The sequence below is a fragment of the Mesorhizobium oxytropidicola genome, from assembly GCF_056174625.1.
The window spans coordinates 5,890,073-5,903,239 of sequence record NZ_CM149692.1 but is presented as its reverse complement, the minus strand read 5'-3'; the positions used below and the strand labels follow the sequence as shown (position 1 = coordinate 5,903,239).

5 protein-coding genes and 2 pseudogenes are annotated in these 13,167 nt (G+C 63.9%); all 7 read left to right on the top strand.

The window, feature by feature from the left end; translation table 11 throughout:
• The first annotated feature begins 120 nt into the window (after window positions 1–120).
• The 7 genes and pseudogenes from AC0V8S_RS29755 (at window position 121) to bglA (ending at window position 13,139) form a co-directional block, all read left to right on the top strand.
• Complete coding sequence (locus tag AC0V8S_RS29755; protein ID WP_183457607.1) at window positions 121–2,589, top strand: glycogen/starch/alpha-glucan phosphorylase; 2,469 nt, start codon at window positions 121–123, stop codon at window positions 2,587–2,589.
• 105 nt (window positions 2,590–2,694) lie between these two features.
• A complete protein-coding gene (gene glgB / locus AC0V8S_RS29750; RefSeq protein WP_475435015.1) occupies window positions 2,695–4,908 on the top strand; it encodes a 1,4-alpha-glucan branching protein GlgB in 2,214 nt (737 codons plus the stop codon).
• Window positions 4,909–4,958: 50 nt separating this feature from the next.
• Entirely contained in the window at window positions 4,959–6,224 is a 1,266-nt protein-coding gene (gene glgC, locus AC0V8S_RS29745; protein ID WP_475435014.1) for a glucose-1-phosphate adenylyltransferase, read from the top strand.
• A gap of 21 nt (window positions 6,225–6,245) precedes the next feature.
• Window positions 6,246–7,690, top strand: a pseudogene (glgA, locus tag AC0V8S_RS29740) (glycogen synthase GlgA).
• Window positions 7,691–7,693: 3 nt separating this feature from the next.
• Window positions 7,694–9,322, top strand: a complete 1,629-nt coding sequence (locus tag AC0V8S_RS29735) for an alpha-D-glucose phosphate-specific phosphoglucomutase (RefSeq protein WP_475435012.1) — start codon at window positions 7,694–7,696, stop codon at window positions 9,320–9,322.
• Between the two features lie 172 nt (window positions 9,323–9,494).
• A pseudogene (gene glgX, locus AC0V8S_RS29730) lies at window positions 9,495–11,493 on the top strand (glycogen debranching protein GlgX).
• Window positions 11,493–13,139, top strand: coding sequence for a beta-galactosidase BglA (bglA, locus tag AC0V8S_RS29725; protein WP_475435011.1), 1,647 nt, complete (start codon window positions 11,493–11,495; stop codon window positions 13,137–13,139). The pseudogene glgX and the gene bglA overlap by 1 nt, the downstream one beginning before the upstream one ends.
• Window positions 13,140–13,167: the final 28 nt, after the last annotated feature.

Below are 13,167 nucleotides of genomic sequence, written 5' to 3'. Positions count from 1 at the left end.
CCGCAGGGTAAGCCGGCGCACGCTCATCTAAATCGATTGAATATATGTTGCAATGCAGTAACATGGGCTGGGATGAATGGTGAAAGCCGGTATGATCATTGCAACCGCACGAGAGGCAGCATGACGCGCGCGATGACATCCGAAACCCTTCCTCCACTGCTCGAAAATCCTGATCCGAAGACGCTCGCAAGGGAAGTCTTGGTGGCCCTCAAATACCGGGTCGGCAAGGACACCACCGTCGCGACCCAGTACGACTGGCTGACGGCTTCGATCAAGGTCGTGCGCGACCGCATCGTCGATCGCTGGATGCAGGCAACGAAAGAGGCCTACGACCAGCAGGAAAAGCGCGTCTACTATTTGTCGCTGGAGTTCCTCATCGGCCGCCTGATGCGTGACGCCTTCTCCAATCTTGGCCTGATGGCCAATATGCGCGAGGCGCTGTCGTCGCTCGGCGTCGACCTCGATCTCATCGCTGCGCTCGAACCCGATGCCGCGCTCGGCAATGGCGGCCTTGGTCGGCTCGCTGCCTGCTTCATGGAAAGCATGGCGACCGTCGACATTCCGGCGCATGGCTACGGCATCCGCTACGCCAACGGCATGTTCCGCCAGGAGATTCAGGGAGGCTGGCAGGTCGAACTGCCCGAGACATGGCTCGACCACGGCAACCCCTGGGAATTCGAACGGCGCGAACGCTCCTTCGAAGTCGGTTTCGGCGGTTCGGTGGAGTCCATCACCTCGAAGGACGGCCGGCTCGAGCGTCACGTCTGGAAGCCGACCGAACATGTCCTTGCTGTCGCCTACGACACGCCTGTCGTCGGCTGGCGGGGCAACCGCGTCAACACGCTGCGGCTGTGGTCGGGCATGCCGGTCGATCCGATCCTGCTCGACAAGTTCAATGCCGGCGACCACATTGGCGCGCTCGCCGAAAGCAACAAGGCCGACGCGCTGTCGCGCGTGCTTTACCCCGCCGATTCCCACATGGCCGGGCAGGAGCTCAGGCTGCGGCAGGAGTACTTCTTCTCCACCGCCTCGCTGCAGGACATCGTGCAGCGCCATCTCAGCCAATATGGCGACCTGAAGTCGCTGCCCGACAAGGCGGCGATCCACCTCAACGACACCCACCCGGCGATCGCCGTGCCGGAGCTGATGCGGCTCTTGATGGATGTCCACGGCATGGACTTCGATCTCGCCTGGGACATCACCAAGCGCACCTTCGGCTACACCAACCACACGCTTCTTCCGGAGGCGCTGGAAAGCTGGCCGGTGCCGCTGTTCGAGCGGCTTTTGCCGCGCCATATGCAGATCGTCTACGCCATCAACGCGCAGGTGCTTCTGGAGGCGCGCGCCACCGACCAGTTCTCGGACGAGCAGATCAGCCGCATCTCGCTGATCCAGGAGAATGGCGACCGCCGCGTGCGCATGGGCAACCTGGCCTTTGTCGGCTCGCACTCGATCAATGGTGTCTCGGCGCTGCATACCGAGTTGATGAAGGAAACGGTGTTCGCCGACCTGCACAAGCTCTATCCCGATCGCATCAACAACAAGACCAACGGCATCACGCCGCGGCGTTGGCTGATCCAGTGCAATCCTGGGCTGACCTCGCTCGCCCGTGAGGCGATCGGTGACCGCTTTCTCGACGACATCGACGCCATCAAAGGGCTCGAGGGCTTTGCCGATGACAGCGCGTTCCGGGAAAAATTCGCGGGCGTCAAGCGGCAGAACAAGGTGCGGCTGGCCAATCTCGTCGCCGACCGGCTCGGCATCAAGGTCGACCCTTCGGCGTTGTTCGACATCCAGGTCAAGCGCATCCATGAATACAAGCGTCAGCTCCTGAACATCCTTGAGGCGATCGCGCTCTACGACCAGATCCGTTCGCATCCCGAACGCGACTGGATGCCGCGCGTGAAATTCTTCGGCGGCAAGGCGGCGCCCAGCTATCACAATGCCAAGCTGATCATCAAACTCGCCAACGATGTCGCCAAGGTCATCAACCGTGATCCGGCGGTGCGTGGCTTGCTGAAAGTGGTGTTCGTGCCGAACTACAATGTCAGCCTGGCCGAAATCATGATGCCGGCCGCCGACCTGTCGGAGCAGATCTCGACCGCGGGCATGGAAGCGTCGGGCACCGGCAACATGAAGTTCGCGCTGAACGGCGCGCTCACCATCGGCACGCTCGACGGCGCCAATGTCGAGATCAAGGAATGCGTCGGCGACGACAACATCTTCATCTTCGGCCTGACGACGGCCGAAGTCGCCGAGCGGCGCAACAATGGCTACAACCCGCGCGCCGTGATCGAGGGCTCGTCCGAACTGGCGCAGGCCGTGGCCGCTGTTTCGTCGGGCGTCTTCTCGCCCGATGATCCCAATCGCTACCGCGACCTGATCAACGGCCTCTACGACAGCGACTGGTTCATGGTCGCGGCCGATTTCGATGCCTACGCCGCCGCCCAACGCGATGTCGACGCTGTCTGGCGCAACAGCCCGGACTGGTATGCCAGGGCAATCCGCAATGTCGCGCGCGTCGGCTGGTTCTCGTCCGATCGCACGATCCGCCAATACGCGAAAGAAATCTGGAACGTGCCTGCCTGATGTGATTGCATGAGGCCACGAACAATGTGGTCCCGGTGACGTGGGTTGATTGCCAACCCGCATCGCCAGAACAAACACCTGGTGCCCTGGGAGGGACACTGCCTGATGAGGAAGCCGCGCGCGACCGCTGCGACAAGCGGGCCGGACGGACTGGCGCCAGCCAGCGATGTTGCGGCGATTGTTGCCGGCACGCATGGAGATTCGTTTGCGGTCCTCGGTGTCCATGAGGTCGGCAAAAGCCTGTTTGCCCGTTGCTTCGTTCCGCATGCCGAAACCGTCACCGCCTATACACTGACGGGCATCGAGGCCGGTCAATTGTCCAGGCGAGACGATGCCGGCTTCTTCGAAGGGCAGTTGACGATCAAGAAGCGGCAGCCGCTGCGCTACCATGCGCGCAATGCCGGCGGCGACTGGTGGCTGACCGATCCCTATTCGTTCGGCCCGGTGCTCGGGCCTCTAGATGACTACTATATCGCCGAGGGATCGCATCTCAGGCTGTTCGACAAGCTTGGCGCGCATGTCATCGAGCATGAAGGCGCCACCGGCGTGCATTTCGCCGTCTGGGCGCCCAATGCAAAACGCGTCTCGGTGGTCGGCGATTTCAACGACTGGGATGGCCGCCGCCACACGATGCGCGATCGCCGCGACACCGGCATCTGGGAGGTGTTCATCCCCGACATCGGCGCCGGGCGGCCCTACAAATACGAGATCATCGGCCCCGACGGCGTCAGGCTGCCGCTGAAGGCTGACCCATTTGCGTTCAAATCCGAACTGCGTCCGGCCACGGCTTCTGTCGTTGCCGTGCCGCCGGCGCATGAGTGGGGCGATGAGGCGCACCGCAATTTCTGGCGCAATGCCGATCACCGCCGCGAAGCCATCTCGATCTACGAAGTCCATGCCGGTTCCTGGCAGCTTCGCGACGACGGCACGTTCCTGTCATGGGACGAACTGGCCGACCGGCTGATCCCCTATGCGGTCGAGACCGGCTTCACCCACATCGAATTCATGCCGATCTCCGAACATCCCTATGATCCGTCATGGGGTTATCAGACGACCGGTCTTTATGCGCCGTCGGCCCGCTTCGGCGATCCGGACGGCTTTGCCCGTTTCGTCGATGGCGCGCACCGCGCCGGCGTCGGCGTCATCCTCGACTGGGTGCCGGCGCATTTCCCGGTCGACGCGCATGGCCTGGCCCATTTCGACGGCACCGCGCTCTATGAGCATGCCGACCCGCGCAAGGGCTTCCATCCCGACTGGAACACCGCGATCTACAATTTCGGCCGCCGCGAGGTGATATCGTTCCTCGTCAACAACGCATTGTTCTGGGCCGAGAAATATCATGTCGACGGTTTGCGCGTCGATGCGGTCGCCTCGATGCTCTACCTCGACTATTCGCGCAAGGCCGGCGAATGGATCCCCAACGAGAAGGGCGGCCGCGAAAACCTCGAAGCGGTCTCTTTCCTGCAGAAGATGAACAAGGAGGTCTACGGCCACCATCCCGGCGTCATGACCATCGCCGAGGAATCGACCTCATGGCCGAAGGTCTCGGCGCCGGTGCATGAAGGCGGGCTGGGCTTCGGCTTCAAGTGGAACATGGGCTTCATGCACGACACGCTGGAGTATTTCGCCAAGGAGCCGATCTTCCGCAAGCACCACCATAACGACCTGACCTTTGGTCTGACCTACGCCTTCTCGGAGAATTTCGTGCTGCCGCTTTCGCATGACGAGGTCGTGCACGGCAAAGGCACGCTGCTGGGCAAGATGGCCGGCGACGACTGGCAGAAATTCGCGACCTTGCGGGCCTATTACGGGTTCATGTGGGGCTATCCCGGCAAGAAGCTCTTGTTCATGGGACAGGAGTTCGCGCAGCGCCGCGAATGGAGCGAGGCGCGCGCGCTCGACTGGAACCTGCTCGATTTCCGCCCGCATCGCGGCGTCTGGCAGACGGTGCGCGATCTCAACTATCTCTACCGCTCGCGCCCGGCGCTGCATGGCCGCGACTGCGAACCGGAAGGGTTTTCCTGGCTGATCGTCGACGACAGCCAGAACTCGGTTTTCGCCTGGGTGCGCAACGCGCCGGGCGGCAGCCCGGTGGCGGTCATCTCCAACTTCACGCCGGTGCCGCGCGACAATTACCGCGTGCCGCTGCCCAAGGCCGGCAAGTGGCGCGAGATCATCAACACCGACGCATCCGAATATGGCGGCTCCGGCATGGGCAATGGCGGCATGGTCGAGGCAAGGGCGGAAGGCAAGAGCATCTCGGCAACGATGCTTCTGCCGCCGCTGTCGACAATCATGCTTGAACTCGTTGTCGACTGAGCCCGGCAAGGCCGACCATGGCGAGACTTGAGTAACTTGGGAGGGTAGAAATGGCAGACTTGAAACGGACCCAGCCGCTGGCGCGCGATGCCATGGCCTATGTACTGGCCGGCGGCCGTGGCAGCCGCCTCAAGGAACTGACGGACCGTCGCGCCAAGCCGGCGGTCTATTTCGGCGGCAAGACGCGCATCATCGATTTCGCGCTCTCCAATGCGCTGAACTCGGGCATTCGCCGCCTTGGCGTCGCCACCCAGTACAAGGCGCATTCGCTGATCCGCCATTTGCAACGCGGCTGGAACTTCCTGCGGCCCGAACGAAACGAGAGTTTCGACATCCTGCCGGCCAGCCAGCGTGTCTCGGAAACGCAGTGGTATGAAGGCACGGCCGACGCCGTCTATCAGAACATCGACATCATCGAGGCCTATGGCCCGGAATACATGGTCATCCTCGCCGGCGACCACATCTACAAGATGGACTATGAGCTGATGCTGCGTCAGCATGTCGACGCCGGCGCCGACGTCACGGTCGGCTGCCTCGAAGTGCCGCGCATGGAAGCGACCGGCTTCGGCGTCATGCATGTCGATGCCAAGGACAACATCATAGCCTTCGTCGAAAAGCCCGCCGATCCGCCCGGCATTCCAGGCAATCCGGACTTCGCTTTGGCCTCGATGGGCATCTACGTCTTCAAGACCAAGTTCCTGATGGAGCAGTTGCGCCGCGACGCCGCCGAGCCGGGCTCCAGCCGTGACTTCGGCAAGGACATCATCCCCTATATCGTCCAGCACGGTAAGGCGATCGCGCACCGCTTCACCAAGTCCTGCGTGCGTTCGACCGCCGAGAACGAAGCCTATTGGCGCGATGTCGGCACCGTCGACGCCTACTGGGAAGCCAATATCGACCTCACCGACGTGACGCCGGAACTCGACCTCTACGACCGCGACTGGCCGATCTGGACCTACGCCGAGTTGAAGCCGCCGGCAAAATTCGTCCATGACGAGGATGGCCGGCGGGGCTCGGCCGTTTCCTCGCTGGTCTCGGGCGATTGCATCGTCTCCGGCGCGTCGCTGAAGAAGAGCCTGATCTTCACCGGCGCCCGCATCAATTCCTATTCGACGCTGGAAGAGGTCGTCATGCTGCCCGACGTTCATGTCGGCCGGAACGCAAAGTTGAAGCGCGTCGTCATCGACCATGGTGTTAGGATACCGGAAGGGCTGGTGGTGGGCGAAGACCCCGCTCTCGACGCCAAGCGTTTTCGCGTTTCCGAAAAAGGCATCTGCCTGGTTACCCAGGACATGATCGACAAGCTGAAACTGTAGACAGGATCGGACCATAGACGCATGCAGGTTCTGTCGGTCACGCCCGAGATTTTTCCGCTGATCAAAACCGGCGGGCTTGCCGACGTAACCGGCGCGCTGCCCATCGCGCTTGCTGCCAAGGGCGTGACCATGCGCACGCTCATTCCCGGCTTTCCCGTGGTGATGGACGCCTTCAAGAAAAAGAAGGCCGTTTACCAATATCCGCTGCTGCAGGGCGGCAAGGCTTCGATCCATGCCGTGCAGATCGCCGGGCTCGACCTGTTCGTGCTCGACGCGCCGCATCTCTTCGACCGTCCGGGCGGCCCCTACGGCAATGCTGCGGGCGCCGATTGGCCGGACAATTGGCGGCGTTTCGCAGCACTGAGCCAGGTTGGCGGCGATATCGCCGGCGGCGCCATCTCGGGCTATCAGCCTGACGTCGTCCACGCCCATGACTGGCAGTCGGCGATGACGCTTGCCTATATGCGCTACGGCAAGGCGGTCGGCGTCCCATCGATGATGACCGTCCACAATCTCGCCTTCCAGGGCCAGTTCGGCGCCGGCATTTTCGGCGAGCTTGGCCTGCCGGCGGTGGCGATGGCGCTTGACGGCGTCGAATATTATGGCGGCGTCGGCTTCCTCAAGGCCGGCCTGCAGGCCGCCTGGGCAATCACCACGGTGAGCCCCACCTATGCGCAGGAGATCCGCTCGCCGGAGTTCGGCATGGGCCTCGATGGCTTGATCAACATGCGCTCCAGCGATCTCTATGGCATCGTCAACGGCATCGACACCGCCATCTGGGATCCGGAGACGGACAAGCATCTGGTGTCGACTATACGGCCGCGACGCTCAAGGCACGGGCGCCGAACAGGGCGGCCGTTGAAGAGCGTTTCGGCCTCGATCGCGACGACAGCCCGATCGTCTGTGTCATCAGCCGGCTGACCTGGCAGAAGGGCATGGACATATTGGCGACGGTGATCGACGGGGTCGTCGCGACGGGCGCGCGGCTGGCCATACTGGGCTCCGGTGACGCCGGCCTTGAAGGCGCGCTGCTTGCCGCTGCGGCGCGCCACCGTGGCCGCATCGGCGTGGTCGTCGGCTATGATGAAGGGCTGTCGCACACAATGCAGGGCGGCTGCGACGCCATCATCATCCCGTCACGCTTCGAACCCTGCGGACTGACGCAGCTTTACGGCCTGCGCTACGGCTGCGTGCCGGTTGTCGCCCGCACCGGCGGCCTTGCCGACACCATCATCGACGCCAACGAAGCGGCGATGGCGGCCGGCGTGGCGACCGGGTTCCAGTTCGCTCCCAACAATGGCGGTGCGATGCTGCACGCCATACGCCGCCTTGCCGATGCCTACGCCAGCCCCGCGGCCTTCGAGACCATCCAGCGCCAGGGCATGAAGTCCGACGTGTCGTGGGACCGAAGCGCGGAAAAATACGTCGAACTCTATCGCCTGCTGCTTTCGAAAAGGGTTGCCTGAAGCATGATACGGACCGTCCCCACCAAACCCTATGCCGACCAGAAGCCCGGCACGTCGGGCCTGCGCAAGAAGGTGCCTGTGTTCCAGCAGGAGCACTATGCCGAGAACTTCATCCAGTCGATCTTCGACGCGCTGGATGGCTTCCAGGGCAAGACCCTGGTGATCGGTGGCGACGGCCGTTTCTACAACCGCGAGGTCATCCAGAAGGCCATCGCCATGGCGGCCGCCAACGGCTTCGGCAAGGTGATGGTCGGGCAGGGCGGCATATTGTCGACGCCGGCCGCCTCGCATGTCATCCGCAAATACAAGACCTTCGGCGGCATCATCCTGTCGGCCAGTCACAATCCCGGCGGCCCGCATGAGGATTTCGGCATCAAGTACAATGCCGGCAATGGCGGCCCGGCGCCGGAAAAGCTGACCGACGCGATCTTCGCCAGGACCAAGGCGATTTCGAGCTTCAAGACATCAGATATCGATCCGATCGACATCGACACGATCGGTACGGTCAAGGCCGCGGGCATGACGGTCGAGATCATCGACCCGGTCGCCGACTATGCCGAGCTGATGGAAAGCCTGTTCGATTTCGACGCGCTGCGCAAACTGTTCAAATCGGGCTTCCGCATGCGCTTTGACGCCATGCACGCGGTGACCGGTCCCTACGCCAAGGAAATCCTCGAAAACCGGCTCGGTGCGCCCAGCGGCACCTGCCGCAACTTCAAGCCACTGCCGGATTTCGGCGGCCATCACCCGGATCCGAACCTGGTCCACGCCAAGCATCTCTACGATGAGATGATGGGACCGGACGCGCCGGATTTCGGTGCCGCTTCCGACGGTGACGGCGACCGCAATCTGATCATCGGCAAGGGCATTTTCGTCACCCCGTCGGATTCGGTGGCGATGCTCGCCGCCAATGCCCGCCTGGCGCCCGGTTACAAGGACGGGCTGAAGGGCATCGCCCGTTCGATGCCGACCAGCGGTGCGGCCGACCGCGTCGCCGAAAAGCTCGGCATCGGCATCTATGAGACGCCGACCGGCTGGAAGTTCTTCGGCAATCTGCTCGATGCCGGTATGGCGACGATCTGCGGCGAGGAGAGCGCCGGCACCGGCTCCAACCATGTGCGCGAAAAGGACGGCCTGTGGGCGGTGCTGTTGTGGCTCAACATCCTCGCCGCGCGCGGCGAAAGCTGCAAGCAGGTGGTCACCGAGCACTGGGCGGCTTATGGGCGCAACTACTATTCGCGCCACGACTATGAAGAGGTCGAGAGCGACCGCGCCAATGCGCTGGTCGACGAACTCAGGGCCAAGCTCGGCTCGCTGCCCGGCACCAGCGTGCGCGGCCTGAAGATCGCCAAGGCTGACGATTTCGCCTATCACGACCCGGTCGACGGCTCGACCAGCGAACATCAGGGCATCAGGATCCTGTTCGAAGGCGGCTCGCGCGTCGTCTTCCGGCTTTCCGGCACCGGCACGTCCGGCGCGACACTGCGCGTCTACATTGAGCGCTACGAGCCGGACAAGGCCAGGCACGATCTCGACACGCAGGCAGCCCTCGCCGACCTCATCGCCGCCGCCGACGACATTGCCGGCATCAAGAGCCACACCGGCCGCAACAAGCCGAGCGTGATTACTTGAGGGTGGCGGTGCGCGTCTTTCCTTCTCCCCTTGTGGGAGAAGGTGGATCGGCGCGCAGCGCCGAGACGGATGAGGGGTGCGCGAAGGATCGCCGTCCTTGCCAAGCTGGAGCACCCCTCATCCGTCGCCTTCGGCGACACCTTCTCCCACAAGGGGAGAAGGGGGAGCCCGCATGACCCAACTCGGCGCCACCGTCACCCCAGAAGGCATCCGGTTCGCCGCCTGGTCCTCGTCGGCCCGTCGCCTCTGGGTCTCTATCTTCGACGGGCAGGGAAACCGCGAACTCGACCGGCTGGAACTGCAGCCGGAAGGCGAGGGTGTGCATGCGCTCTTCGTCTCCGGCCTTGCCGCGGGCACGCGGTACGGCTGTCGCGCCGATGGTGACTATGCGCCCGAGCGCGGGCTGTGGTTCGATCCCAACAAGCTGCTCGCCGATCCCTACGCCGTCGAAATCGACCGGCCCTATGTCTATCACTGGCGACTCGCCGCACGACGCAACGAGGGCGCCGACACCGCGCCGCTGATGCCCAAGGCCGTGGCGAAGGTCTTGCCCACAGTTCCTGTGCTGCCATCGCTGTTTCGTCCGGGCGGCCTGATCTACGAGCTGAATATCCACGCCTTCACCAAACTGCATCCAGACATTCCGGAAGAGCAGCGCGGTACGATCGCGGCGCTTGCTCATCCTGTCATCATCGAGCATCTGCAACGGCTCGGCGTGTCGGCCGTCGAACTGATGCCGGTGACGGCCTCGATCGACGAGCGGCACCTGCCGCCGCTGGGCCTGAGCAACGCCTGGGGCTACAATCCCGTCACCTTCATGGCGCTTGACCCGCGTCTCGCGCCCGGCGGCCTCAAGGAATTGCGCGACACCGTCGCCGCGCTGCGTCAAGCCGGCATCGGCACCATCCTCGATCTCGTCTTCAACCACACGGGCGAAAGCGACCGGCTTGGCCCCACTTTGTCGCTGCGCGGTCTCGACGCGCAGGCGTATTACCGGCAATTGCCAGACGGCCGCCTGGCCAACGACACCGGCACCGGCAACACGGTTGCCTGCGATCATCCGGTGGTGCGCGAGATGGTGCTGGACACGCTGCGCCACTTCGTTCGGCACGCCTGTGTCGACGGTTTCCGCTTCGATCTCGCGCCCGTGCTCGGCCGCGTCGATGGCACATTCGAGCCCGACGCGCCGCTGCTTCAGTCCATTGCAAGTGATCCGATACTGGCCGACCGGGTGCTGATCGCCGAGCCCTGGGACATCGGTCCGAACGGTTATCAGCTCGGCAATTTCCGCCCGCCCTATCTGGAATGGAACGACCGCTACCGCGATGACGTCAGACACTTCTGGCGTGGTGACGCGGGCGCGATCGGCGCGCTGGCCACGCGGCTTGCGGGCTCGTCCGACGTGTTCGGCAGGGAAGGGCAGCCTGCCAGTCGCACGGTCAATTTCATCGCCGCCCATGACGGCATGACGCTGGCCGACATCGTCGCCTATGAGCGCAAGCACAACGCGGCCAATGGCGAGCAGAACCGCGACGGCCACAACGACAATCTGTCGTGGAACAATGGCGCCGAGGGCGAGACGGGCGACGCGGCGATCGCCGATGCCCGCTTCGGCGATCAGTGTGCGCTGCTCGCCACGCTGTTCGCCTCGCGCGGCACCATCATGCTGACCGCCGGAGACGAGTTCGGCCGCACGCAGCGGGGCAACAACAACGCCTACGCGCAGGACAATGCCATCACCTGGCTCGACTGGGCCGGCCGCGACCAGGCGCTGGAGCGCTACGCATCGGCGCTCGGCATGCTTCGTCGTGCCGTCCCGGCTTTCTCGGACACGCATTTCCTGACAGGAGAGCCGGCCGATGCAACAGGCATCCCCGACGTCGCCTGGTTGACCGAGACCGGCATGCCGCTTGCCGAGGCGGACTGGAACGACCCGGCACGGCACCGCCTCGTCATGCTATTGGGCGATGCAGGCGGCGGCCGCCTTGCCATCATCATCAACGGCGATCGTCGCCAATGCGTCTTCGCCTTGCCCGTGCGGGAAGGGTTCGGATGGCAGCCGGCGGTCGAAAACGCAGGCGCTCGACCTTGCGCGGCCACTGCCGGGTCGCAGCGTCAATTTCGTGATCGAGCGCCGGACCGCAAAGGGCCGCGCCAGGAAGGGTTCGTGATGGCCGACAACAATGCCGATCGGGGGGCCGGGCAGGGGGCTGAATGGTGGCGCGGCTGCGCCATCTATCAGGTCTATCCGCGTTCCTTTCAGGATACGACCGGCGACGGCAGCGGCGATCTCAGGGGTATCACCACGCGGCTTGCCCATATCGCTTCGCTCGGCGTCGATGCCGTCTGGCTGTCGCCCTTCTTCAAGTCGCCGATGGCCGATATGGGCTATGACGTCTCGGACTATCGCGACGTCGATCCGATGTTCGGAACGCTGGAGGATTTCGACGCTCTGGTCGCCGAGGCGCACCGGCTCGGCCTGAAACTCATCATCGACCAGGTGATTTCCCACTCGTCCGACAAACACGAATGGTTCGTCGAAAGCCGCGCCAGCCGTGACAATCCCAAGGCCGACTGGTACGTCTGGGCCGATACGAAGCCCGACGGCAACGCGCCCAACAACTGGCTGTCCGTCTTCGGCGGCCCGGCCTGGGAGTGGGATTCGACCCGCCGGCAATATTACATGCACAATTTCCTCGCCTCGCAGCCCGACCTGAATTTCCACAATCCAGACGTCCAGGATGCGCTGCTCGACACGGTGCGCTTCTGGCTGGAGCGTGGCGTCGACGGTTTCCGCCTCGACACGGTCAATTACTATGTCCACGACCGCTGGCTGCGCAGCAATCCGCCCTTGGCGTCGAGCGTCGCCGGCACCAACAGCGAGACCAATACCTACCTCTACCAGGAGCATCTGTTCGACAAGACGCAGCCGGAAAACCTGGCCTTCCTCAGGCGCTTCCGCGCGCTGCTTGACGAGTATGAGGACCGCGCCGCCGTCGGCGAAATCGGCGATGAGGGCCGCTCGCTGCAGACGCTGGCCGCCTACACGTCCGGCGGCGACAAGCTGCAGATGTGCTACACCTTTGATCTGCTCGGCGCGCAGTTTTCGGCGGCGCATGTGCGCGGCTGCGTCCAGGCCTTCGAGCATGCGGTCGCCGACGGCTGGGTCTGCTGGGCGTTCTCCAATCATGATGTGGTGCGCCATGTCAGCCGCTGGACCGGGCCGGACGGCGATGCCGACGCGGTGGCCAGATTCTCGATCATGCTGCTCGCTTGCCTGCGCGGCTCGATCTGCCTCTATCAGGGCGAGGAACTCGGCCTGGAGGAGGCGGAGCTTGCCTATGAGGATCTGCGCGATCCCGTCGGCATCCGCTTCTGGCCCGGTGTGAAGGGCAGGGATGGGTGCCGCACGCCGATGGTCTGGGAGGCTGGTGCCGACAATGCGGGTTTCTCGACGGCCAAGCCCTGGCTGCCGGTCCCGGCCAGCCATCGCGCCCGCGCGGCCGATGTGCAGAACGACAACGAGCAATCGGTGCTGTCCGCCTACCGCTCGACGCTTGCCTTGCGCAGGCGCCATCCAGCGCTGGTCAGCGGTTCGATTCGCTTTCTCGACGCCGAGGGCGACGTGCTCGCCTTCATCCGTGAAGGCGGTGGGCAGAGGCTGCTCTGCGTCTTCAATTTCGCTGGAGAACCGGCGGATTGGCCGTTGCCGCCGGACATCGACGCCGTCGCGCCTGTCTTGGATGGCGGCACTGCTGTTGAGGAGGAAGCGCTCTCGCTGCCGGCTCTCGGTTGCTTCCTTGGTCGGCTCGACTGACGGTTTGCCCGTCTTTCGGCCGGGCGAT